This window comes from Streptomyces sp. NPDC007991 (genome assembly GCF_042958445.1).
Lineage (GTDB): Bacteria > Actinomycetota > Actinomycetes > Streptomycetales > Streptomycetaceae > Streptomyces.
In genome coordinates, this window is record NZ_JBIBJD010000025.1 from 11,941 (window position 1) to 35,487 (window position 23,547).

Here is a 23,547-nt window from a genome sequence, read left to right on the forward strand (position 1 = left end):
CGTCCTGGCCACGACGTCGCCGAGAGCACTGCCGCCCAGGTCGTCTCACTGCGCCCGCGTCCGCCGAGGGTTTCGGAACCTCCACCCGCACCCGACCTGTCCGGCCCGTGCGCCGAATCCCTCCTGCCCCGTACGCTCGTCCGTCAACAGGCTGAGGTAGATGGAGACAGAGCGCATGACGACGGACAGGGGCACAGGCGGGCTCGCGGCGGGAGCCGGCCGAGCGGCTCAGCCTGCCGGGAACGCTTCTCCTGGGCGCCGTACTGGCCCGATTCACTGGGTTGTGTTCAACAGCGCGTGCGTAGCGGGGTCGGTGGCCCTGATGTGGTTCGCGCCGGTGGGTCCCCTGCCGTCGTTCCTGCGCGGTCCGGCCTTCGTCATCTCCGCGTTGGCGATACCCCTGGCGCTCGTCCTGGTGCCCGGCGTCTCGCTCCGCCATGTCACCCACAAGAAGCCGCCGAAACTGGCCGTCGGGGCCCTCTCTGCCGCCCTCGTCTCCGCGGTCGTACTGGCGATCATCACCCGAGACGCCGGCGAAGAGCGGGGGCTGGAGAAGCGGGGACGGTGGACCGAGGCGGTCGTGGTCGACGTGGACAACGGCAAGACCGACGAGTGCACGCTCCGCACCCGAGACGGCCGGAAGATCTCACCTCGGATGACGGACGGCTGCGACCCGGAAAGGGTTGAGCGCGGCGACACACTTCGCGTGCTCTACGACCCCAAGGGCGCGGCTGGTCCGTTGGAGGACGAGGACACGTACGTGGACCTGGACCCGGGCGCGTACAAAGGGACAATCGGCGGCCTGGCAGCGCTGATCGTGGTGACGGGTACGTGGGGCTGCGTGCGGGCGAGTCGGGGGGAGAAGTAGAGAGGACACTCCCTTGGACGGCTGTGGACGGCCAGGCGGATCTGCAGAAGGCGGCCCTGGTCGTCGTACCCGCAGCAGAAACCACGAGGGCCGCCATGGACCTGTCGGGTCCGCGGCCGCCCTCGTGGGGTGATGGACGGTTCAGTGGGTGCCGGTGAGTTCGCCGCTGAGCTTTTCGTGGATCTGGGCGCTCGGCTTGTTCAGGCCGATGATCTCGACGTTCTTGCCGCGCTGTGCGTACTTGGTCTCGATGGCGTCGAGTGCGGCGACGGAGGAGGCGTCCCAGATGTGGGCGGCGCTCAGGTCGATGACGACCTTGTCGGGGTCGGTGGCGTAGTCGAACTGGCCGACGAGGTCGTTGGAGGAGGCGAAGAACAGTTCGCCGGTCACGGAGTAGACCACGCTGCTGCCGTCCGGGTCGGCGACCGCTGTGACGCCGGCGAGGTGGGCGACGCGTTTGGCGAAGATGACCATGGCGGTGATGGAGCCGACGACGACGCCGATGGCGAGGTTGGCGGTGGCGACCACGCACGCGACGGTGATGACCATGACCGTGATCTCCCCGGCGGGCATCCGCTTCAGAGTCTTCGGGGCGATGGAGTGCCAGTCGAACGTCGCGAACGACACCATCACCATCACCGCGACCAGGGCCGCCATGGGAATGTCGGAGACGACCGGTCCGAAGACGATGCACAGCACCATCAGGAAAGAGCCCGCCAGGAAGGTGGACAGGCGGGTACGGGCGCCGGACACCTTCACGTTGATCATCGTCTGGCCGATCATCGCGCAGCCGCCCATGCCGCCGAAGAAGCCGGTGACGATGTTGGCGATGCCCTGCCCGATCGACTCACGGGTCTTGGAGGAACGGGTGTCGGTGATGTCGTCGACCAGCTTGGCCGTCATCAGCGACTCCATCAGCCCGACCAGCGCCATCGCGAGCGCGTAGGGGGCGATGGTGGTCAGGGTGTCCATCGTGAACGGCACATCCGGCAGGCCCGGTACCGGCAGGGAGGAGGGCAGTTCGCCCTTGTCACCCACGGTCGGCACCGCGATGCCGGCGGCGACCGTGATCACGGTGAGGATGATGATGGACACGAGCGGGGCCGGGACCACGGTGGTGACCTTCGGGAAGAACACCATGAGCGTCAGCCCGGCGGCGATGAGCGGGTAGACGGGCCAGGGCACGTCGTGCATCTCGGGCACCTGGGCCATGAAGATCAGGATGGCGAGGGCGTTGACGAAGCCGACCATCACGCTGCGGGGCACGAACCGCATCAGCTTGGCCACGCCGAGCGCGCCGAGGAGGATCTGGAAGACGCCGGCCAGGATGACGGCGGCGACGAGGTATCCGAAGCCGTGCTCGCGGTTCAGCGGCGCGATCACCAGGGCGACGGCGCCGGTCGCGGCGGAGATCATGGCCCGACGGCCGCCGACGATGGAGATGGTGACGGCCATGGTGAAGGAGGCGAACAGGCCGATCGCCGGGTCGACCCCGGCGATGATGGAGAACGAGATCGCCTCGGGGATCAGCGCGAGCGCCACCACCAGGCCGGCCAGGACCTCGGTGCGCCAGACCTTCGGGTCGGACAGCCAGTCAGGGCGCAGGCCGCGCAGCCGCGCGGTCGGGGACAGTGCGGACGTAGACAAGAAACGTACCTGTCGTGCTCGGGCACGCCCGGCATCACTCGGGGCGTGCGGGAAGGCGCCGGATGGCCGGGCCGGCCATCCGCGAAGCCCACGTACGGCGGGCTGAAGTCAGGAGGAAGCAGCGGCCGAGAGCTGGGACCCGCGGGGCTGTTCAGGGGCGAAGGATCACGGCGGGCAGGCGGCGGCGCTGGGCGTCATGGGCATGCGCACGCACTCTCCTGCAAGCATCGGTCTTCGCCGGGGGCATCGTCGGCCCCGACACGGCTGACGGTCACGGGAACGATCCACCCCGCACCATGGAAGCGGGGACGGCGTGGAGCCGACCCCGACGACCACTTACTCTACCCTAACGTTACGGTAGAGATCGACGTCGGCCGGCTGTGGCCTCGACGACAGATGAGGAAGGGCGCCCGCGTGAGCAGCGAGCACATGCAGATCGGCGAGGTCGCCGCACGGACCGAGCTGTCGCTGCGCACCATCCGGCACTACGAGGAGACCGGACTGGTCATCCCCTCCGCCCGCTCCCAGGGCGGCTTCCGCCTCTACACCGAGGCCGATGTCGCCCGCCTGATGGTCATCCGCCGCATGAAGCCGCTCGGCTTCACCCTGGACGAGATGCGCGACCTGCTGGAGATCACCGACCGCCTCGACTCCGGCGAGGAACTGACGGCGGACGAGCGGGAGACCCTGCTGGAGCGCGTCCGCGGATACGAACAAGGCGCCGCCGAGCAGGTGGAGAAACTCCGCACCCAACTGGCGCGGGCCGAGGAATTCGCCGCCACGCTGCGCGAGCGCCTGGCACGGAACCAGGCCGCCGCACCTTAGAGGCCGTGAACGGTCTCGACCGCCGCATCGCGCCGCCCGTCCACGGTGCCCTCCTGCTGGGCCTGCTCCAGTACGGCGGTCAGCTGCCTCTCCAGGCGGTCGGGCCCTTCCAACAGGCGCCCGGCTGGGTCGACTTTGCCCAGTTACAGCCGCGTGATGCGGCGCTGCGGTTCCTCGATGTCGGCCGGAGCGCCGTTGGCCAGGGCGGCTTGGAGGGAGGCGCGGCTGACCGGAGTGGCGTCCGCCAGGTGGGGCAGTCCGGCACCACGATCACGACAGCGCCGGCCGACGCGCCATCACTGGTCAGCGTCTTCGAGCCGTCCCTCGGTCCCGGGCTCAACCGTCGGCTTCGACGCAGGAGCGGTGTAGAACACGGATCGGCCCTGCTTGGTGCGTTCGGCTTGGCTCTTGGCCACGAGTCCCTCCAGGGTGACGCGCACGACTTTGGCCGCGATGTCGCGATCGGGATATGCCTGGTTGAGCGCTGTGGAGATCTCCGCGGCGGAGCGAGGTTCCTTCTGCTCGGCGAGGTGGCCGCGAATGAGCTCGACCAGGGTGGGCTGGGAGGCCTTCACGGTGCCCGCCGTCTTTGCCGCGGACTTCCTGGCCGTTCGCCGTCCTGGCGCGGCAGTGGACTTTCCTTCCTTCCGCTTCCCGCCGGGCGAGGCGGCAGCCTTCTTTCGCCGTGGAGAGGGCACCGCGACGCTCTTGGACTCCGCTGCGGGCTTGGTCGGCGCCGTCGTGATGCCGAGTGCCTGCTGCATGCTCACCAGCACGCCGTGGTCGTGCTGCAGAGCGGCCAGCTGCTCCTGCAGGGAGGCGATTTCCGCACTGATACGTTCCTGCTCCTTGAGGTTCGTCTCGAGGTCGCCGGTCACCTGGGTGATGTACTGCGATGCCAGTTCAGTGGCGGGAGCCGTTGTCTCGGGCATGGCGCTGACCTTTCCTCGGCGTTGGAGGCGTGCTGCGGGATGATGCCTGTTCATGGGCGATGTCTGGGCGGACCGAGCGGGCACCGCTGTGCCGCAAGAGGCCCTGGTGTAGAGATAGTACGGACAGGTGGAACCGATTGTTCCCGCTGAATGCTGTCCTTTGCCTGGAGCCTGCCTCCGAGCTCCGGGTGTCCGGTGACAACGAGGCAGTAGGCAAGAAGGTGTCGGTGCTGTGATCGGCCCGGTGACACGGACTGACCGCGGCGAGGGTGGCAGCCGGGTCCGTGGGAGGGTTTCGTCATGGCCAACGAGGCGAGTTTCCAACCCGACCTGTATCAGGGTACCGCCGGCTACTACGACCGCTTCCGGCTTTCCTACCCTGACACGATGCTCACCGACCTGAGCTGCCGCACGTCCCCGTCCGGGCGCGGACGTCTCCTGGATCTGGCCTGCGGCACCGGCCAGCTCGCCTTCCCGCTACGCGGCCGATTCGCGGACGTCTCGGCGGTGGACGCCGAATTCGACATGACGCAGGTGATCCGTGCCAAGGCGGCCGCCGCCCCGGACGCGGCCCATGTGCGGGCCGTCACCGCCAAAGCCGAGGAACTGGACATGGAGGCGGGAAGCGTCGAACTGATCGTCATCGGCAATGCCTTCCACCGCCTGCGCCGCGACCTAGTCGCTCAACGCGCCCTCACATGGCTCGAACCCGGCGGTTGCCTGGCTCTGTGCTGGTCGACGAGCCCATGGTCCGGTCCCTTGGACTGGCAGCAGGCATTCGGCAGCCTCCTGCGCAGATGGCAAAAGGCCCTGGGCGCAACGAGCCGGATTCCACCCGGCGCTGAGCGACAGCGGCATGCGGACCCCGACCAGGACGTCCTCTCCCGCGCCGGCTTTGCTCCCGTCGAACGGCATCAGTTCACGGTCGAGCATCGCTGGACGATCGACGAACTCGCCGGGCACGTCCGCTCGACATCGTTCCTGCCTCCGTCTGTGCTTGCGGGCCGTGCCCCCGAGTTCGATGTCGACCTCATGACCGAACTCGGCCCTTACGCGACCGACGGCCACCTGACCGAAACGGTGAGCTTCGCCTACGACCTGGCCCGCAAGCCAGCCGCAGAGACGGACTGACCAACGCCGCACGCGCTGGCCTGACGTGGCGCTCCGCGGCCACTTCGGGGCACCCCGCCGCGCGGCTGGGTCTTCACTGGCGGCCCTACCGAGATCGCCCTCGCGCTGGGACACCGGGACGGCAGCCGAACCTGCCCCGTCGCGGAGACCGACTGACACGAAGATGTGGTTCGGCTGCCTGGCGATCCCGGATACAGCAGAATGTTCCTCGGCCAGGATCGGGGGAGGGCGTCGTGATCACGGGGAAGCCCCAACTGTTGTTCGTGCACGGCATCGGCGGTCTCCGGGACACCGCCACTGACCGCCGGAGGTGGCTGGAGTCCCTGGCCGCCGGAGCGCGGGACGCCGAGAGGGCCGATGCGATCTCGGCACTGACACAGAGCTGGCTGGCGGATGTCACATTCGCCAATTACAGCGACCTGTTCAACCGCCGAGGAGCCCAGGGCGACGCAGCAGGGGAACGTGACGAGCATGAAGCCCCCTTCCTCATGGAGCTGCTCGACTCGATGCTGGAGGAGCTCGCCGAGGAGTTCCCGCTGGAGAGCAGCCCTCAGGAAGCAAGGGTCATCCGTGACGCACGTTTCCAGCTCGATGCCGCGATCGAGGGGCGGCAGGCTCAAGGCGCGGGAGAAATAGGCCGTCGACTGGTCGGCGTCACGACGACCATGCTGCGCCTCCCAGGGGTGCGCCAGGCAGCGCAGTGGATGAACGGCCGGGGGGTCCTGTCCCAGCTCGCCCAGGTCGGCCGTTACTTGGACCGCCGGGCCAAGAAGGCGGAGCTCGGCACGGTGGTCCGTGCGCGGGTGCTCGAGAGCCTGGACCCTGCGCGGCCTCTCGTGGTGGTTTCGCACAGCCTCGGCACGGTCATCGCCTACGAGGCGCTGCATGAGTACGAGGGAGCGGTGACTCTCTGGGTGACCCTGGGTTCGCCTCTGGCTTTGGGCGCGGTGGTTCTGGACCGTCTGGTGCCGTGCCCGGCGTTCTGTCCGGCGAATGTCGCCTCCTGGCTCAACTTCTGGGACCGCGACGACATTGTGGTGGGCCGACCGCATCTGGCCCACTGGATCGGTCCGAGCGAGAGCGGGGTCAAGGCCGTGACAGAGCGCGTTGACTCTCGCGGGCTGTGGACGCACACCGCCACGAAGTACCTGCGGCACGGGATCGTGGCCCGACCTGTGATCGAGGCCCTCCGGCCGTGACTGCCCCTACGAACCCGCCGCGGAACGTGCTCGTCGTGGGCGCACAGTGTCAAGGCGGCGCGAAGCTGGAAGGGCTTGAGGACGCTGCTCGCGCCCTGCATGCCGTCCTGGTGGACCCGAAGCTGGGGGGCTGCGTGGACCGCGGTCAGGACTCCCTGCTGATCGGTACCGGTCTGGGCAGGAACAAGGTCATTGACGCCGTGGAGCGGGCGGCGAAGGCCGCACAGCGGGACGGTGGCCCCCTCGTGCTCGCGCTGCTCGGTCACGGGGAGGGCGCCGAGGGCGCTCCGCTGTACTTCGTCACATCGGGCGAGAAGAGCGCCCCGTCGCTCTCCAACGTGAACGTCCCCGCCGTGCTTGGCGACGTCCTGAACCACCCTGGCCTCGCCGGTCTGATCGCCATCGTCGACACCTGCCTCTCCGGCGGGGCGATGCCGGCCACTCCGGCGATCACTGCCGGACGGCAGGAAGGCAACGTGCGGTTTTCCCTCCTCTTCGCGGCCACGGCGAAGGAGCAGGCGTTCGATATGCGGCTGAGCGCGGAACTCACCCGTCTGATCGAGGAGGGCTTGCCCGGCGCCGGGGACTTCCTGGGGGTGGATGACGACCTGATGGAGCGGCTCCGTCAGCGGATCCACGGTCAGCAGCCGGGGCGGAACGTTTTCGACGGAGGTCCGTATCAGGGTGGTGCCCTCTGGCTGGCTCGCAACCGTGCCGCATTCCTCAACGGCGCGCTCGGATCGATCGCGAGTATGGCGGTGCGAGACGCCGTCAGACGGATCGACTCCAGCCTGCGGTTGTCTACAGAAGCCGAGCTTGCCGCATGGCTGAAGGACAACCGGCAGACGGCATGTGACGGCTCTTGGGCCGCTGTCCACCGGCTGCGCGAAGTGCTGGCCGAGCTTGAGGTCGGCCGCACGACGCTGAACATCGTCAACAAGGTATTCGGCCCCGACCTGACCGAAGAAAGCCTGCAACTGGTCGCCATGCTTGCGGGCCTTCCTCTGCACTTCGTGCGGCACGAGCCACCAAGGAGCCTGCGCGACGTAGTCGAGTTCGCTGCTCATCACGGGGGCACCGCAGACGGCCGGCACCGCGCCCTGGCTCACTTGGTTGCGGCCATGACCTACGTGACGGGACGGGGAGACCAACTACCGGAAGACGTCGTCGCCTGGGCCCAGGACCTGGAGCTCACTCCTGTGGTGCGCAGCCGTCTGCACGAGCTGAATCATCAGCCCCATGGTGACCAGGCCCCACGGCTGGTGCTGGTGCTTGCCGACGACGGAGGCGAGAGCATTGTGCGGGTGGACGCATGGTTGCTCTTCGGTCAAGCCGTGCTCGCACACCGGAGATTCCCCTGTGGTCCAAGGAACGACGATCTGAAGTCGGCCTTGGCTGAAGCCGTGTCGTGGGCGGCCCCTTGGGCCAACGTAGCGGGCAAGCGGCTGCAGCACATCGACGTGGCCGCACCGACCTTGGCGCTACTGGACCGTCCCGCGGAAGACCACGTCGTTCGCAGACACAAGCTCGCTGTCAATTACACCGTCACCACCCGCTGGTCCGGCCTGCTGGTGCCTCCTCCGGGCGCCACGGTCGACGACATGCTCCAGGTGGGCGAACAATTGTTGGCCCACCTGAATGACGGCAACTGCTCCGGCCCCAAGTGGCTCCGTGTCCAGCAGCTGAGGACCGTTGACCAAGTGCAGGAACATCTGAGCAATCACGGCTTCGGACAGCAAGTGTGGGCGCTGACCTCCCTGCCGGAAACGGACTGGGACTTCGTGGCGCAGGAGCTCCTCGAGCACACACCCGCACTGGTCTGGCCGCGGCAGAAGGACCTCAGCGACGAGCAGGTCATCCAGGCATCCGTTGGAAAGCACTGGCAGGCTCTGCCACAGCAGCTCGCGCACGCCTACCGGAATCATCTGAGTGGAGCCGGCCAGAGCCACGACGATGACCTCGGACCACTCGCGGCCGTCCGCGCCGCCTGGCATGACAAGGACTGGCAGGCGTTCTGCCGGAGACGGGCAAAGGCGGTCGTGAGAGCACCAGACGAGATGACGTCCAAGGAGTGAGCATGAGCTGGACCCCGTACTACAGGGGCACGGGAGTCCCCCCGAAGAGCCGCGCCGAGCTGCCCAAACTGCCGGCACCGCCCCCGTGGCGAGCCCCCGGTGGGCAGCGGGAGGCCGCCTCGCGCAGGGATCCCGCCACCACCTACCGCCCCATCCCCGGGCTCGTCGACGCGGTGAACGCCGCCTTGCACCTGCGCCGCCCTCTGCTGCTGACCGGCCGCGCGGGTTCCGGTAAGTCCACCGTCATCCGTCAGATCGCTGCCGAGCTGGACCTGGGTGAGGTGCTCCACTGGCACGTCACCTCCCGCAGTACCCTTGCCGACGCGCTCTATCGCTACGACGCGCTCGGCCGCATTCACGCCCACAACCTGAGAACCCTCGACGGCAAGGCCCGGCCCGACGGCGACGACCACGCCGACGACATCGGCGAGTTCGTCCAGCTGGGCCCGCTAGGCACCGCGCTCCTTCCCGGTGACCGCCCCCGCGCACTGCTGATCGACGAGATCGACAAGAGCGACCTCGACTTGCCCAGTGACCTCCTCGATGTCCTGGAACGCGGCGCCTTCGAGATCCCCGAACTGGCCAGGCACCCCAAGTCCGACATCCAGGTCCGCACCGCCGACAAGGACGGCAAGCGGATCATCGAGCACGGCTGGGTCCAGTGCACCGAATTCCCGGTCATCGTCCTGACGAGTAATGGCGAACGCGACTTCCCCGCACCCTTCCTGCGCCGCTGTATTCGCTTCGACATGCCACCGCTCTCCCAGGAAACGCTCACGGACATCGTGGCCGCCCATCTCGGTGACATCGAGGACAGCACCACCACCGCCCTCGTGCGGAACTTCCTCCAGAAACTGAACGACGGCGAGTACGTCGCGATCGACCAACTCCTGAACGCGGTCTACCTTCTGCGCGGCGACCGTGTCCCGGACCTTGTCCAGCGGCAGAGCCTGGAGGACATGCTCTTGCAGGGGCTGGGCCATGGCTGAGGACGCCGCTGCCCGCCTGGCACGGCTCGCTTCGGCGGAGGGCGGTGACATCGACGTCAAGGAACTTCTCGACGCCGTCCTCCTCGCCTCGGCGTGGGACGACGCCGACCGGGGCCCTGCGGACCCGTCCCACGATGCCGCAGACGTAACAGAACTCCGGGAGCAAGACCAGGTCAACACGAACGCACCCGCGACAGACATCCAGGCACGCGCAAGCGGGGACGCGGCACACACCGCCTCGGTCTGGCTCAGGGACGAGGGCAGCGCTCACATCATTCCCGGCAAGCGAGTGAGCGTTGGCCGCGCCACCCCGCTCCCTGACACCCTCGACATCGGCCGTGCGTTGCGCCCGTTGCGCCGCCCCTGGCTTTCCGGCGTCCGTCGTCGCCTCGACGTCGATGCCACCGTCGAGCATTACACCCGTACCGGGATGCTGATCCCCCGGCTCACCCCCGCTCCGGAACCGTGGCTGGACGTGATCGTCGTTCTGGATCGCGGTACCGCCATGGCAGTGTGGGACGAGGCGGTCCGCGCTCTCGTCAAGGTACTGCGCACCCTGGCCGCCTTCCGCGACGTCCGCGTCTGGCACCTTGACCACCCACCCGGCGACATTCCCGTCCTCCACGACCACCACGGCCGTGCCCTCTCCATGGACCCGGACGCCGGGCACCACACCCAGCCGGCCCGTCGGCTCCTCCTCGTCGTCTCCGACTGTGCGGCGCCGGCGTGGCGGCAGGACACCTTGTGGCGGACGCTTCACACCTGGGGTCGTACTGCTCCCGTAGCCCTCATCAACCCGCTGCCCAAGCGGCTCTGGCAGCGTTCCGGGCTCGACCTCCCCCACACCACCGCGACCGCGACCGCCCCGGCCTCCCCCGGCCGTCTCATGTCCTATCGCCGCCCACGGCTTCTGCGTGAAACGGACGAGACGAAACCCTGGCAAGCGCTGCCGGTGCTGCAACTCGCCCCCGACCAGGTCCGAGCCTGGGCCCGTACCCTCATGCGCACCGACCCCTCAGGCTGCGAAGCCGTCCTCGTACCCGCCACCGGCCGGCCCCCCTTGCGCCGCCGCCGTCAGGGCCCGACCGGCGAGCCCGACGCACCCCCCACCGACGACCGGGTACGTGCTCACGCCGAGACGTTCACGGACGACCGTCAGTCCCCCGCCGTCCGCCTCGCCATCGTGGCCTCCCCCCTCGGTTCCTTCACGCTTCCCGTCCTCGACGTGCTCCGCGACCGCCTTGTCCCGGAAGCCACCATGGCCGACACCGCTGAGTTCCTCACCGCCGGCCTCCTCACGGCCGCCCGCCGCGAATCGGCCGACACGGTCTACCACCTCCACCCCGCGGCAGCCGCCCACCTGACCAGCCTGCTCACCCGCGACCAGCTCTGGGCCGCCCACTTCGCCCTCAGTGACCACCTCGCCGCCCGCCTCCAAGGTCCTCACGGCATCCCGGTCGTCCTCCACTCACCCCACGCTGACGAAACCTTGCCGACCGGCATCCGTCCTATCGCCCACGCCGCGGGCACCACGGCGCGGCTGCTGGGAGCCGAGCCAACGGAGCCGCAGCCCGAAGGCGGACGCAGCCCTGCGGCTGCCCGGCCGGCAGGATCGTCGAGCGCGCAACAACCCGGCGCGGCCCACGCCACTCCCACGATGCCGCACGACAAGCCTCAAGCCACAGAGCTCTACCGCACCTTGGCACGGCACTTCCGTGCACGTCTTGCCAGCCTCTCGGGTCGGGGCGCCGACTATACGAGTGGACCCGACCAGCGCCCATCACGGCGTGGGACTTCCGACCCCGTGGACATGGAAGAGGCGCTCTCGGATCCGCTCGCAGTCGGTGCCATGGAACTGTTCGGGTTTGAGAGGCTGAGGCGCCGCCTGACGGAAGACGAACTGCTGGGACTGGTCCGGACGTTCGAGATCACGGCAGCCGAGCTGGTGGAGACGCTCGACGGGTTGTTCTTCGAGCTCCAAGACGGGGGAGCGAGGTACTTGGCCGCGAATACGCGCACGGCGGCCGAGATCGCGCTGCGGCTCATCGAGACCCTGGCAGACATCGAGACGATGCCCGAGTTGCGTGTGGGGATCGCCTTCGGCACCGTGACCATGCGGACGGGGGATGCCGTCGGTAGGGCGGCGACCCTGGCCTCAAGGCTTGCGTCCGTAGCCCCCAGGGACGCGGTGCTGGTGGACAGTGCGTTCGCCGAGGAGGCCGTCCGTGCCGGTGACGCCCCCGCCTCCGGGGCGGAGGCTGCCGAGGCCGCGGACTTTGCCGATACGGAGGGCGGGGACTCAACGTCGTATCGCTACGCGCTCCAGCCGATGTGGCAGCGGCCGCTCCATGGGTTGGGTGTCGTTGAACCATGGCTGCTCACGCGTCGAGCGGATACGCCGAGTGCCCCCCGGGTGGTCGGGGCGCTTCCTTTGGACCCTGCCCAGGCGAGGGTGCCCCAGCAGCCGTCTCAGGACCGGCAACCCGAACAGGAACCCGTGGGACACCATGGCACCACTCAGGGATGGGGTGGCGGACTCGGGGACCGAATTCCCTTCCTGGCCCGGCTCGAAGAGCAGGATCGAGCCGACCTCCTCGCCCTCGGCAGCGAAATCACCTTCAGCGCCCGTACTCCGCTTCTCCGTCAGCACGAACCGAGCAACCACATCCTGATCATCGTTTCGGGCTGGGCCAAGGTGACCGCTGCCACCACATACGGCTACGCGGCCCTGTTGAACCTGCGTGGGCCGGGAGACCTGGTGGGTGAGGAAGCAGTGCTCACCGAACGCCCCAGGAGCACGACTGTGACCGCGCTGGAGCCGGTGACGGCTGTGGCCGTGCCGGGCGACCGATTCACGAGTTTCCTACAGCGACATCCCGGCGTCTCCCACCACCTGCTCCGACTCACGGTCGACCGGGTACAGCTGGCGGAGCGGCGCCGTCTGGAGCTGGCCTCGAAGTCCGTGCGTGAGCGCTTCGCCCTGCTGCTGCTGGACCTGGCGCGAGCACACGGACGTCGTACGGAGGAAGGCATCGAGCTTCCCCTGCCCCTCACGATCCAGGAAATGGCCGGGTCCATGGGCGCCAGCAGGACGACGACGCAGCGGCTGCTCAACGAGCTGCGTGTGCAGAACATCGTGAAAACCGGTCGGCGCGGCATCGATATTCTCCGCCCCGATCGGCTGCGGACCATGGCCGGGGCAGAGGGCAGCCCTGGCGGTTCCGCGGAGGTCCGGTCCCCGTACCGGGGGCAGGAGAACGCCAGGAGCGATGTCTCGAAAGGAATCCGGAAGGTCGAGGTCGCCATCAAGTGGAACCCGAGTCCGGCAGGGCAACCGCCCACCGCCCTGGACCTCGTCGCCGCGGCCTACACGGCGAGCGATCCGTATGGCGATCCAGCGTACGCGGTGCACTTCGACAGCCGCTCCCCGGACAGCACGATGCACTTGAACCGGACCAGCGACGACGGCGCGGGCTTCGGATGGGACGAGGTGATGACCCTGGAGCTCGACCGGCTCGCCGACTCATACGCCCGCGTGGTGGTCGGCGTCGTCGTCAAGCAGCATCCCGTGCACCGCACCTTCGCCGACGTGCTCAACCCGGCCCTGCGCATCCGAGAGGGATACACGATCCTCGGCGAGGACGACTTCAGCGGCGTCCTGGAGGCGACGGCGGTCACGGTCGCGGAGTTCGTGCGCGACGAATCCGGCTCATGGACTTTCCGCGCCGGCATCCACGGCATCGAGGCTTTCGACGGCGGCACGGCCTCCTTCACGGCAGTCATGGGCAGGACGCACGAACGCTGACGCCACCATGAGGCGGCCTGTCCCGTGAGGGTGCGCAGTCCCGCAGGCGGCGGATGTCCTCCGCACTGGCCCACCAAAAGCCACGCCGACGCCAGGCGAGGGACGATCTCTCCCGTGGAAGCGACGCGGGCCGGCGGGGGCGCGAGTCGCCGCCGTGGTGTCACCCCTTGGCCTGTCGCCACTGCCGGTACAGCTGTTCGTAGCGTGCCGCGACCGGGGCCTGGGGAAGGAACCGCCGCACGGCGGGTGCGCTGCGGGCCTGGGCTGTGGGCAGGTCGGGTTCCAGGCCTGCGGCGACCAGGGCGAGCAAGGCGGCCCCGTGCAGGGTGGCGTCGGCCTCCGAGCTGGCGTGCACCGGCCGGCCCAGCACGTCGGCCCGCAGCTGTACCAGGTCGGGTGAGCGGGATGGTCCGCCGGTCAGGATGACGGGCGTGTCCGCAGCGTCGTCGGTCATGAGGGTGTCCACCGCCTGGCGTACGACGTAGGCGGCGGCCTCCTGTGCGGCGCGCAGCACGTGGGCGGGGCAGTGGTGTTCGCCCAGCCCCCAGAGTCTTCCCCGTTCCATCTGGTTCCAGCCGGGGAAACGGCTGCCGGTGAGCAGCGGCGACATGGCCAGCCCCGCGCAGCCGGGAGGGACGGCGCGGATGTCGGGACCCAGCCGGTGCAGGGCGGTGGCCGGGTCGCCGAGCCCCAGCAGGCGGGCCCAGTAGGCCAGCGCTCCGCCGGTCATGCCCGTCGCCCCGCCACAGGTCCACAGGCCGGGGGTGAGATAGGGGTTGAGGACCGCGCCGGGGGGACGTTGGCCGGGGGAGGCGATCACCCGGGTCAGTACGTCGGTGGTGCCGGCCACGTCGACGACGGTGCCGGGCGCGGTGCCTGCCACGGCGGCGGCGCCGACCGTGCCGTCGGGGCCTCCGGCGGCCACCGGCAGGCCGGGAGGCAGGCCCGTGGTGTCGGCGGCGGCCCGGGTGACGGTACCGACGATGTCCGTCGCCGCGTGTTGCGGGGGGAAGTGTTCGGGGCCCTTGCCGCCCACGGCGAGCAGTTGGGCGTCCCAGACCCGGCGGGTGACGTCGCTGCCCAGTGTGTACGCGGCGCTGGTCACGTCGGTCGCGGCCTGCCCGGTCAGACGCAGGACGAGGAAGTCCTTGGGGGCGAGCACCCACCTGATCCGCCGGTGCAGTGAGGGGTCGTTGTCCTTCAGCCAGTGCAGCAGGGTGACCGCTCCGCCCGTCACGGCGGGGCGGCCGGTCAGGTGGAGGGCGGTGGCCGGGTCGGGCCACCGGGCGGCGACTTCGCGGACGCCGCGCGCGTCGGCCCACCCCCCGGCCCGGCCCAGCGGACGGCTCCGCTCGTCGGCCAGGACCTGGCCCACATGTCCGGCGAGGGCGAGGCAGCGCAGGCGGGAGCCTGCGGGGGCACCCGTGGTGACCCGGCGCAGGACGTGGCAGAGCCCGTCCCACAAGCGCTCGGCGTCGAAGGTCTCGGCGCCCTCGTCGGGGCCTCGCTCCTCGCGGGCGTCGAGCAGCCGCCGTCCGTCGTGTGTCACCAGGGCGGCCCGGACAGCCGATGTGCCGACGTCGACGGCACACACGAGGTCGTCGCCGGCCATCGGGCGTCACCTCCCGAGCCTGATGAGCAGCGGGAACTCGGGCCGGCTCCAGCTGTGCGCGAACTCCACCGGCCCGGCCCCGTCGCTGTGGGTGAGCCGGGTGATGGTGATGAGCGGCATGCCCGGTGCGACCTGGAGCAGCGCGGCCTGTTCGGTGTCGGCTGCGGCGGCCGACACCTCCTGCTCGGCCCAGGTCAGCCTGATGCCGAAGCGGTCGGCCAGGGTCCGGTACAGGGACCCGCCGAGCAGCTCCTCGTCGGCGAGGGCGGGCGCCAGCCCATAGGGGATCCAAGAGTCCTGGATGGCGGCCGGCTGGCCGTCGACGACGCGCACCCGCAGCAGCCGTATCACCTTCTGCCGGGGTTTGAGGCCGAGTCGGTCGCTGACCTCCTGCGGTGCGTCGGTGACCTCACGGACACGGATCAGGGTGTCGACGGCGGCGTCCCCGCGGCCGATGTCCTCGCTGAACGGCCCGAGCGTGTGGACCCTGCGGTAGGTGGCGTGATGGTCGGCCACGAAGGTGCCGGCGCCCCGGCGGCGGACCAGCCGGCGTTCGTCGGTGAGGCGGCCCACCGCCTGCCGTACCGTCATTCTGCTGACGCCGTAGTGGTCCGCCATCTCGGCCTCGGACGGCAGCCGGTCACCGGGGCCCAGCGTGCCGCAGGACAGCTGCCTTTCGAGGTCGCGGTAGATCACCTCGTACATCGGCAGTCGTGCCATGCGGTGCCTCCCTTGGTCGCGGGTCGCATGCCGGGTCACCCGTTGCCCGGGAAGGGCAGGATCCCATGCGCGGGCCGGCCGGTCGGGACCTCGCCACGCGCCCAGCCGACCGCGGCCAGGCTTCCGTCGCCGCGGCGCACCCACACGTCCAGGCCGATACGGGTCCGGGAGCCGTCGTGCTCCACCTCGCGCACCGCGCCCGCGGCCTCGACGCTGTCGAAGGCGCTCACCGGCCGCAGGAACTTCACGCGCAGCCAGCCGGTGCGAAACCACTCGGCTCCGAAGGCGCGGGTGAGCAACTCGGCCAGGTAGCAGACCAGTTGCTGACCCTGGACGATCGGTACCGCCAGACCGGCGGCCCGTGCGGTGGCGAGGTTGTCGTGGATGTTGGTGACGAACTCGCCGATCCGGGAGAACACGGCCATCTGCTCGAACATGATCTCCTTGCGGAGTGGCTCCAGCCCCATCCCGGTCACCGTCCCCCCGCCCAGACGCTCCGCGAGCGGCAGGGAGGTGTCGTACTCGTCGCTGACCCTGCGGCCGCTCCCGCCGCCTGCCGAGCCCCGGCCCGCCACCTCTCCCGGGGTGGTCCGCATGATCTCCACTCCGCGGTGGCGGACCAGCGTGCGTCCGTCCTCGTCCCGGGCGTCGGCCTCCATGACGACATAGCCCTGCCCCCGGCGCTCGTACTTGTCCACGTAGCGGCCGGCGAGCCGCACCCGCTGCCCCACCAGGACGGGCCGGTCGAACCAGAGTTCCTCCTCCGTGTGCAGTCCCACCACCTGGCTCGCCGCGTAGTGCAGGGTGAACAACTGCAGCAGGTCGTTGGCGAGCAGTCCGGCCTGGCCGATGCGCGGACCGTCGGGGCCGGCGCGCAGGTACCAGTCGCCGTGATCGTCCTGCGTGAAGGCGAAGCGCTTGACCTTCAGGTCGTCCACCACCAGGCCGACCGGGCCGAACTCCTCCGGGATGACGATCTCGTCGAACACCGGCGGCTTCAGACCCGCTTCGAGGTCCTTGTCCTGTACGGCGCGGGAGGGGTCGGTGAGGTTGCGGCCGAGGACCGCCGTGGGGTGTGTGGTCATCGCTCTTCTCCGTCCACGACGGCCACCGCGCGCAGCGGGGAGCCGGTGCCGTGCGCGATGCGCAGCGGGAAGGCCAGGAAAAAGGAGAGCGGGGGCAGCCGGTCGAGGTGGGCCAGGTTCTCGATGATGAGCACACCGGCGGACAGCAGCACATAGTGCGCCGGGAGTTCGCCGCGTCCGCCGTCGCCGCTGTCGAGGCTGACGCAGTCGGTCCCCACGGCCCGCACGGACCGCTCGCGCAGCAGCTCGGCCGTCTCTCGCGCGATGCCCGGCCAGCTCTCCAGATGGGCGAAGCCCTCCTCGTGCAGGCCCCAGCGGGTGCGGGCCCACTGGAAGTCCAGCAGCACGATGTCCCCGGCCAGCAGCGGCCCGTAGCGTTCCTCCCAGGCGTGCAGGGGCTGTGGACCGACCATTTCGTCGGGGCCGGGCGGCGGGTCCAGGGTGACGGTGGCGCAGCGTCCGGTGAGCGCGGTCAGCGGGAGCCGGTCGACGCTCACGTCGGCGTGCGGGCCCTGGACGGGGAAGTGGCAGGGGCTGTCGACATGGGTGCCGGTGTGCTCGCCGAGCACGAGCTGGTGCATGCGCGCGACGTCGCCCATCGACAGCCACCGGTTCTGGAAGTACTTGGCGTGGGTGGGGTAGGTGGGCATGCCCTCTTCCAGGGTCCGGCTGAGGTCCACCAGGCGGGCACCGGCGAGTACCTCGCCCAGTGCCCGGACGGTCGCCGGGTCCCCTCCGGCCCTCGTTGTACGCATCCCGTCCTCCTCGGGTCAACCGGTCCGCACCTGGCGGGTCTCCTGCCGCGCCACCAGCACGGCGATGATCAGTACGCTTCCGTTGAAGATGGGCTGCACCCAGAACGGCACGCCCAGCAGGCTCAGTCCGTTGAAACCGATGGCCAGCAGGATGATCGCGACCAGGGCGCCCAGGACGTTGTAGTAACCGGGCCGGTAGGTGGCCACCCCGAGGAACGCCGCGGCGTAGGCGGGCAGCAGCAGCTCGGGTCCGTAGCCGGGGTTGGCCGAACCGGCTTGTGCCAGGGCGAAGTTGGCGGCGAAGCCGACGATCAGCCCGGCGGCGGCGAAGGCGGTCATCCGCATCCGGTTGGTGCGGACACCGGCGAGGTAGGCCACGCGCTCCGAGCCGCCGATGGCGTACCAGAAGCGCCCGAAGGGGGTGTGCTCCAGTACGTAGAAGAGGATCACGGCGAGCAGCAGGGTCAGCCACACCGCCAGCGACAGGCCCAGGAAGTCCTGGGAGGCCAGGGTCGTCACGGAGGAGGGGATGTTCTCGAAGATGACCTTGCCGTTGCTGATGCCCTGGGTGGCGCCGCTGAGCAGGATGCCGACACCGAGGGTGGCGATGAACGAGCTGATCTTGAAGTAGACCGTCAGCAGCCCGTTGACGAGCCCGACGAGCAGGCCGACGCCGGGGCCCGCGGCGATGATGACCCCCGGATTGCCGGTGTGCTGGGCCACGACGGCCTCCAGCATGACCAGGAACCCGATGAGATACCCGACGGACAGGTCGAACTCGCCGATGATCAGCGGCATCAGCACGGCGAGGGTCATGGTCGCCGTGACGGCCTGCACCAGGGCCACGTTCTGCAGGTTGTCGGCGGTCAGGAACCGGTCGGAGGCGAGGGTGAAGACCAGGATGAGCAGGCCGAGGAGTACGAGCGTCTCGTAGCCGCTCACCCAGGACAGCAGCCGGGTGGGGCTGAGGCGTTCGCGCGTGCCGCGACCGGACGCCGGGGCTTCGATGTGCCGGATGGTCTTGTCGGTCATCACAGGGCCTTCGTCATGAGGTTCTCGGCGGTCATGGTGGGTCCGGCGATCTCCTCGGCGACGCGCCCGTCGCGCAGTACCAGGACCCGGTCGCACAGGCCCGCCATCTGCTCGGGTTCGGTGGAGGTCATCAGGACGGCGATGCCGCCGGCCCCGGCGTCACGGATGGCGTCGAACATCACCTCGCGGGCGGCGGGGTCGACGCCGTAGGTGGGGTCGGCCAGGACCAGGACGCGTGGCCGCATGCGCAGCAGCCGGCCCAGGACGACCTTTTGCTGGTTGCCGCCGGACAGCCGGCCGAAGACGGTCGACGGGTCGGTGGGCCGTACGTCGAGGTAGGAGACGACCTGCCGGACCGCGGTACGCATCTGAGCCCGCCGGTGCCAGAACGTGCGTGCCTCGGGCAGGATCAGGTTTTCGGTGACCGACAGGTTGTGGATGCCCCCTTCGCGGAGCCGGTCCGCGGGCAGGAACACCAGGCCGTGACGGATCGCCACCCTCGGCGGCAGCGTCGAGGGCATCCGGCGCCCGGCGACCTCGACGGTGCCGCCGCGGCGCTGCTCGGCACCGGTGAGCAGGCGCGGCAGCTCCTCCAGGCCGCTGCCGCGCACGCCGATGACGCCGACGATCTCGCCCGGCGCGAGGGCGAGGTCGAGTCCGTCGACGTCGTTGCCGCGCAGGTCCCGCACCTGGAGCACGGGGCCGGCCGGCGGCCGCGCCGGGGGACCGCCGTCGCGGCCGCCGGCCTCGCGCCGCCACAGGGCGGCGATGCCGGTCGCGCCCCGGGCGGGGGCGTCCCCCGCCCCGGCGCGGGCCCCGTCGGCCGAGCGGGCATCCGGGGCGGTGCCCCGCATGACCCGGATGATCTCGGAGCGCTCCACCTTGGCGGCGGGCCCCTCGATCACCACACGGCCGGCGTCGAGGACGCTGACCCGGTCCGCGAAGGGAAGTTCCGCGAGCCGGTGGGTGACGGCCAGGACCGGCAGGCCCCGGTCGGCGATGCCCCTCACGTGCCGCAGGAAGGGCTCGGCCTCGGCCTCCGGCAGGGCCGCGGTGGCCTCGTCGAGGACCAGCAGCCGCAGGTTCTCGCCGGCGGTGCGCACGGCGAGTTCCACCGTGAGCATGGCCCGCTCGGCGCCGGTGAGGCGCCCGGCCAGTTCCCGGTTGAGCCGCCTGATCGACAGGTCGTCCAGCAGCCGCTGCGTGTCGGCCCGCAGCCTGCGCCAGGCGATCCGGCCGAACAGGCCACGGGGGTGGCCGGCGAACAGGGCCACGTTCTCGGCGATCGACAGCCGGTCCACCAGCGGGGCCTCCTGGTGCACCACCCGTACCCCGGCCGCCGCGGCGACGGCCGGGCTCCATCCACCCGTGACGTCCCGGTCGTCGATCAGGATCCGCCCGGCGTCGGGTACGTACACGCCCGTCATCGTGCGGACCAGGGTGGACTTGCCGCTGCCGTTGGCGCCCAGCAGGGCGTGGATCTCACCGTCCTCGACGGTCAGGGAGACCTCGCTCAGGGCCGCGAAGGTCCCGAACCGTTTGGTGACGCCAAGCAGCGCGGCAGTCATCGGGCCTCACTTCCACAGTCCGTCGAAGGTGCTCGGGTAGTCGAAGGAGGCGTGCCAGTCGGAGCCGGCCTTGGGCACGTTGTCCTTGTCCAGCACGACGAACGGCAGGTTCTCGCCGTGCGGGTCCGCCAGCGGCTTCTTGGTGAGCAGCCGGGACGTCTGGTCGAGCATCGCGTAACCCATGTACCGGTTGTCGTAGGCGGCGTCGGCGACCTGGACCTGCCCCTTGCGGACGAAGTTCAGGTTCTCCTGGCTGCCGAGCACGCTGATCAGGCGGACCCGGTTGCCCAGACCGGCCTGGGCGATCGCCGGCACGACCGCGGCCGCCGCCGGGTCGTAGGGGATGAACACGTAGTCGACGTCAGGATGCGAACGCAGGTAGCTGACGACCGACTGCGGGAGCACCTGGGCCACCTGGTTGCCCGTGAAGTAGCGCAGTGGCTGGACGGTGCAGTCCTTGCACTTCTTCAGCTGGTCCAGCAGTCCCTTCTGCAGGGCCAGCACGGACGGGAACTCCTTGTCGGAGTAGACGACGATGTTGGCCTTGCCCTTGGAGTCGGCCTGCACCCACTGGGCGGCCTTCTTGCCGAGCGCGGCGTAGTCGGGGCCGACGTCGAAGGCGTAACCGAGATTGTTCCCGGTGGGCTTGACGGGCGGGTTGGGGGAGTCGAGGCCGTTGGATCCGGCGCCCACCGGCACTCCGGCCCGCTTGGCCGCCCTCAGCCCGTCCTGGACGGCGTTGGGGTCGATGGCGATGTTGAGGATGATCTTGGCGCCCCAGGAGAGGGCGTTGAGCATCTGGGCGTTCTGCTTGTCGGGCGTGCCGCCGCCGTCGAAGACCCTGACCTGCCAGCCGAGGTGCTTCGCCGCCTGCTGGGCGCCCGTGGCGGGTGATACGCAGCCGCTGAGGATGCTCAGGCAGGTGATGACGGCGACCTTCACGTTCTTGGGCGTGGTGACCGACTGGGTGGGGCCCTGGTATGTGGCGGGCGATTCGGTGGTTGCCGCCTTGTGCAGGTCGTCCCACTGGTTGGAGCGTGGACCGGCCATCGCGGCGGCGTTGTGGGCGTCGGCACCGGCGCCGGAGCTGTTCTGCGCGGAGGAGATCCCCGCGCAGGCGCTGCCCGCGGCGAGGACCGCCGCGACCGGAAGAGCGAGCACGCAAGTGCGAATGCGGCGTCCGCGTGTGGTGGTCATGATGTCGCATCTCCTACGACGGACGGATGGTGGATCAGGCGATCGCGACCGGCCGCACGGGCGATCCGGTCGCGCCGGTGATGGGAAGAGGCAGGCACAGCAGCAGGAACTCGTGGACCGCCGCGGCGGCGAGTTCCTCGAGGTAGACCCACTCCATGAGCGGGATGCCGAGGTCGCGGATGAGCAGGCGGTGCACCGGCTGGGGCTCGCCCGCGACCCCGGAGGGGGCGACCTCGACGGCGGCGGTGTCACTGCCGACGGCGGCGGGCCGGTGCCGGGCGAGCAGCGTTGCGCCGTCCAGGTCCAGCCCGGCCCCTTCGACCGCGGTCATCGCCCGCCTGTTGGGCCAGTGCTTCATGGTTCCGGTGCGCAGCAGCACCACGTCGCCCTCCCTGAGCCGCACGTCCTGCCGTGCCAGCGCCAGGGAGATCAGGTCCGCGTCCACGGGCTGGTGGGGCCGCAGGGTGTCCTGTCCCAGCGCACGGGGGGCGTCCACGAGCACCGCCCTGCACACCAGCGGTGGCAGCGTCGACGCGTCGTGGGTGAGGGGGCCGTAGTCGCCGAGGTGTTCGCGCGCGGAGTAGCCGCCGTACCACTCGTCGTTCTCTCCCGACGTGATGTGCGCCAGGGCGTCGATGTGGGTGCCGGAGTGCGCGCAGAAGGAGAGGATCTCGGAGATGAAGCCGAACCGGGAGGTGTTGTCCCCGAGCCACTCCAGATCTCCCCGGGGGCCCTGGGCGCGTTCCCCCGCCGGTGTCCTGAACGTGAGGACCTGGAACGGCGGGTGGCCGGGCGCCAGCGGCATGCCGGGCCACCACCCGGAGGACAGGTCGAACACGCGGCCTTCCCCCGCCAGGGCCAGAGCGGACGGGTCGACGCGCAGATGGGTGGGGCGGTGCGTCGTTACGCTCACTCAGATCACCCCCAGGGACTTCAGGCGGGCGATCTCCTCGTCGGACCGCCCCAGCAGCCGCCCGTAGACGTGGTCGTTGTCCTCGCCCACCAGGGGCGGTGCCTTGCGGACCGACCCGGGCGAGACGTTCATCTTGATCGGGATGCCGGGCAGCCGGAGTGTGCCCAGTGCGGGATGGTCGACGTCGACCATCATCTCCCGCGCCTTGATCTGCTCGGACTCCACGACTTCGGGGATCTCGCTGACCTTCCCGAACGGGATGCCGGCCTCCCCGAGGACATGGGCGATCTCGTCGCAGGGGCGGCCCTTGGTCCAGGCGGCGACGGCTTCCTCGAGCTCCTCGATGTTCGCCATGCGGCCCGGAACCGAGGAGAACCTCTCGTTGTCCGCGAGGTCCTGACGCCCGATCGCCCGGCACAGCCTCGGGAACAGGGGGTCGGTCCCGGCGTGGATGTACACATAGCCGTCGGCGGCGGGGAAGACATTGGCAGGGCCGGTCAGCAGGTCCCGGGAACCGTTGCGCCGCGGATGCTCGCCCAGCATGGCGTAAGCGCTGGGCCGGGTCCCCAGGGAGGCGAACAGCGCGTCCAGGGACCCCACGTCGACGTGCTGCCCGTGCCCGGTGCGGTCCCGGTGCAGCAGGGCGAGCAGCGCACCCAGCGCGCCGTGGAATCCGGCGATGTGATCGGCGATGTACGTGCCGGTCAGGGTGGGCTCGCCGTCCGGCGGGCCGGTGAGGCTCATCAGCCCCGACGTGGCCTGCGCGATGGCGTCGAACAGGGCGCGGCGCGCGAGCGGCCCGGTCTGCCCGAAGCCGGAGATGGACACCAGGATGATGCCGGGGCGCAGCTCCTGCAGCCGCGGGTAGGGCAGGCCCATCGCCTCCATGGTCCCGGGGCGGTAGTTCTCGACCACGATGTCGCTGCGCCGTACGAGGTCCTCCAGCAGCACCCGTGCCTCGGGGCGCCGGGTGTCCAGGGTGGCCCCGTACTTGTTGCGGTTGTAGACCATCGTGTAGACGCTGTGCTGCCGGTGGAACGGCGCGTGCTTGCGGGCGTCCTCACCGCTGGGCCGCTCGATCTTGATGACCTCGGCGCCCATGTCGCCCAGGATCTGGCAGCACAGGGGTCCGGCGATGAACCGCGACAGGTCGAGCACCCTGATCCCGGTGAGTGCCCCGGTGCCGTCGGTCAT

18 protein-coding genes and 2 pseudogenes are annotated in these 23,547 nt (G+C 70.0%); 9 read left to right on the forward strand and 11 right to left on the reverse strand.

Going from position 1 to position 23,547, the window contains the following annotated elements; all coding sequences use genetic code 11:
• Positions 1-283 precede the first annotated feature (283 nt).
• Positions 284-868: a hypothetical protein gene (locus ACFZDA_RS40775; protein ID WP_391091501.1), complete on the forward strand. Its 585-nt coding sequence runs from the start codon at positions 284-286 to the stop codon at positions 866-868.
• Between the two features lie 141 nt (positions 869-1,009).
• On the opposite strand, the gene ACFZDA_RS40780 is transcribed toward ACFZDA_RS40775, so the two are convergent.
• Positions 1,010-2,515 carry a SulP family inorganic anion transporter gene (locus ACFZDA_RS40780; RefSeq protein WP_391091503.1) on the reverse strand — a complete coding sequence of 502 codons (1,506 nt, stop codon included), beginning with the start codon at positions 2,513-2,515 and terminating at the stop codon, positions 1,010-1,012.
• A gap of 414 nt (positions 2,516-2,929) precedes the next feature.
• Between ACFZDA_RS40780 and ACFZDA_RS40785 the strand changes: the two genes are divergently transcribed.
• Entirely contained in the window at positions 2,930-3,340 is a 411-nt protein-coding gene (locus ACFZDA_RS40785; protein WP_391091505.1) for a MerR family transcriptional regulator, read from the forward strand.
• A 296-nt stretch (positions 3,341-3,636) separates the two neighbouring features.
• On the opposite strand, the gene ACFZDA_RS40790 is transcribed toward ACFZDA_RS40785, so the two are convergent.
• The gene (locus ACFZDA_RS40790) at positions 3,637-4,272 is read right to left on the reverse strand and encodes a hypothetical protein (protein ID WP_391091507.1); all 636 of its coding nucleotides are present in this window, start codon (positions 4,270-4,272) and stop codon (positions 3,637-3,639) included.
• A 300-nt stretch (positions 4,273-4,572) separates the two neighbouring features.
• On the opposite strand from ACFZDA_RS40790, the gene ACFZDA_RS40795 reads away from it, so the two are divergent.
• From ACFZDA_RS40795 to ACFZDA_RS40825, 7 genes and pseudogenes are all read left to right on the forward strand, one after another.
• Positions 4,573-5,403, forward strand: a complete 831-nt coding sequence (locus tag ACFZDA_RS40795) for a methyltransferase domain-containing protein (RefSeq protein ID WP_391091509.1) — start codon at positions 4,573-4,575, stop codon at positions 5,401-5,403.
• 233 nt (positions 5,404-5,636) lie between these two features.
• A complete protein-coding gene (locus ACFZDA_RS40800; RefSeq protein WP_391091511.1) occupies positions 5,637-6,602 on the forward strand; it encodes a hypothetical protein in 966 nt (321 codons plus the stop codon).
• Between the two features lie 35 nt (positions 6,603-6,637).
• A complete protein-coding gene (locus ACFZDA_RS40805) occupies positions 6,638-8,677 on the forward strand; it encodes a hypothetical protein (RefSeq protein ID WP_391091513.1) in 2,040 nt (679 codons plus the stop codon).
• A 2-nt stretch (positions 8,678-8,679) separates the two neighbouring features.
• Entirely contained in the window at positions 8,680-9,666 is a 987-nt protein-coding gene (locus tag ACFZDA_RS40810; protein ID WP_391091515.1) for an AAA family ATPase, read from the forward strand.
• A pseudogene (locus tag ACFZDA_RS40815) lies at positions 9,659-11,089 on the forward strand (SAV_2336 N-terminal domain-related protein); the annotation flags it as partial. The gene ACFZDA_RS40810 and the pseudogene ACFZDA_RS40815, both read left to right, overlap by 8 nt.
• 1,074 nt (positions 11,090-12,163) lie before the next feature.
• A pseudogene (locus tag ACFZDA_RS40820) lies at positions 12,164-12,865 on the forward strand (Crp/Fnr family transcriptional regulator); the annotation flags it as partial.
• Positions 12,857-13,471, forward strand: a complete 615-nt coding sequence (locus ACFZDA_RS40825) for a TerD family protein (RefSeq protein WP_391091568.1) — start codon at positions 12,857-12,859, stop codon at positions 13,469-13,471. The pseudogene ACFZDA_RS40820 and the gene ACFZDA_RS40825, both read left to right, overlap by 9 nt.
• Before the next feature lie 160 nt (positions 13,472-13,631).
• Here the strand turns inward: ACFZDA_RS40825 and ACFZDA_RS40830 are convergent, their stop codons facing one another.
• The 9 genes from ACFZDA_RS40830 to ACFZDA_RS40870 are packed head-to-tail and all read right to left on the reverse strand — an operon-like array spanning position 13,632 to position 23,547.
• Positions 13,632-15,083 carry an FGGY family carbohydrate kinase gene (locus ACFZDA_RS40830; RefSeq protein ID WP_391091517.1) on the reverse strand — a complete coding sequence of 484 codons (1,452 nt, stop codon included), beginning with the start codon at positions 15,081-15,083 and terminating at the stop codon, positions 13,632-13,634.
• Between the two features lie 6 nt (positions 15,084-15,089).
• On the reverse strand, positions 15,090-15,803 hold the full coding sequence (locus tag ACFZDA_RS40835) for a UTRA domain-containing protein (protein ID WP_391091519.1): 714 nt from the start codon (positions 15,801-15,803) through the stop codon (positions 15,090-15,092).
• Positions 15,804-15,838: 35 nt separating this feature from the next.
• Positions 15,839-16,888 (reverse strand): hypothetical protein, encoded by a 1,050-nt coding sequence (locus tag ACFZDA_RS40840; RefSeq protein WP_391091521.1) that lies wholly within the window; start codon positions 16,886-16,888, stop codon positions 15,839-15,841.
• Positions 16,885-17,643, reverse strand: a complete 759-nt coding sequence (locus ACFZDA_RS40845; protein WP_391091523.1) for a cyclase family protein — start codon at positions 17,641-17,643, stop codon at positions 16,885-16,887. The genes ACFZDA_RS40840 and ACFZDA_RS40845 overlap by 4 nt, the downstream gene beginning before the upstream one ends.
• Positions 17,644-17,658: 15 nt before the next feature.
• Positions 17,659-18,675 carry an ABC transporter permease gene (locus ACFZDA_RS40850; protein ID WP_391091525.1) on the reverse strand — a complete coding sequence of 339 codons (1,017 nt, stop codon included), beginning with the start codon at positions 18,673-18,675 and terminating at the stop codon, positions 17,659-17,661.
• Entirely contained in the window at positions 18,675-20,243 is a 1,569-nt protein-coding gene (locus tag ACFZDA_RS40855; RefSeq protein WP_391091527.1) for an ATP-binding cassette domain-containing protein, read from the reverse strand. Before ACFZDA_RS40855 ends, ACFZDA_RS40850 begins: the two co-directional genes overlap by 1 nt.
• 6 nt (positions 20,244-20,249) lie before the next feature.
• Positions 20,250-21,440, reverse strand: coding sequence for a substrate-binding domain-containing protein (locus tag ACFZDA_RS40860; RefSeq protein WP_391091530.1), 1,191 nt, complete (start codon positions 21,438-21,440; stop codon positions 20,250-20,252).
• A 34-nt stretch (positions 21,441-21,474) separates the two neighbouring features.
• Complete coding sequence (locus ACFZDA_RS40865; protein WP_391091532.1) at positions 21,475-22,353, reverse strand: cyclase family protein; 879 nt, start codon at positions 22,351-22,353, stop codon at positions 21,475-21,477.
• Positions 22,354-23,547, reverse strand: coding sequence for a CoA transferase (locus tag ACFZDA_RS40870; RefSeq protein WP_391091534.1), 1,194 nt, complete (start codon positions 23,545-23,547; stop codon positions 22,354-22,356). It abuts the gene before it with no gap.

What these genes read in the sequence shown, in the direction of transcription:
- ACFZDA_RS40850 (WP_391091525.1), bottom strand. Translation starts at nt 18,675, where the DNA reads ATGACCGACAAGACCATCCGGCACATCGAAGCCCCGGCGTCCGGTCGC.
- ACFZDA_RS40830 (WP_391091517.1), bottom strand. Translation starts at nt 15,083, where the DNA reads ATGGCCGGCGACGACCTCGTGTGTGCCGTCGACGTCGGCACATCGGCT.
- ACFZDA_RS40840 (WP_391091521.1), bottom strand. Translation starts at nt 16,888, where the DNA reads ATGACCACACACCCCACGGCGGTCCTCGGCCGCAACCTCACCGACCCC.
- ACFZDA_RS40835 (WP_391091519.1), bottom strand. Translation starts at nt 15,803, where the DNA reads ATGGCACGACTGCCGATGTACGAGGTGATCTACCGCGACCTCGAAAGG.
- ACFZDA_RS40855 (WP_391091527.1), bottom strand. Translation starts at nt 20,243, where the DNA reads ATGACTGCCGCGCTGCTTGGCGTCACCAAACGGTTCGGGACCTTCGCG.
- ACFZDA_RS40860 (WP_391091530.1), bottom strand. Translation starts at nt 21,440, where the DNA reads ATGACCACCACACGCGGACGCCGCATTCGCACTTGCGTGCTCGCTCTT.
- ACFZDA_RS40870 (WP_391091534.1), bottom strand. Translation starts at nt 23,547, where the DNA reads ATGACCGACGGCACCGGGGCACTCACCGGGATCAGGGTGCTCGACCTG.
- ACFZDA_RS40825 (WP_391091568.1), top strand. Translation starts at nt 12,857, where the DNA reads ATGGCCGGGGCAGAGGGCAGCCCTGGCGGTTCCGCGGAGGTCCGGTCC.
- ACFZDA_RS40795 (WP_391091509.1), top strand. Translation starts at nt 4,573, where the DNA reads ATGGCCAACGAGGCGAGTTTCCAACCCGACCTGTATCAGGGTACCGCC.
- ACFZDA_RS40845 (WP_391091523.1), bottom strand. Translation starts at nt 17,643, where the DNA reads ATGCGTACAACGAGGGCCGGAGGGGACCCGGCGACCGTCCGGGCACTG.
- ACFZDA_RS40810 (WP_391091515.1), top strand. Translation starts at nt 8,680, where the DNA reads ATGAGCTGGACCCCGTACTACAGGGGCACGGGAGTCCCCCCGAAGAGC.
- ACFZDA_RS40790 (WP_391091507.1), bottom strand. Translation starts at nt 4,272, where the DNA reads ATGCCCGAGACAACGGCTCCCGCCACTGAACTGGCATCGCAGTACATC.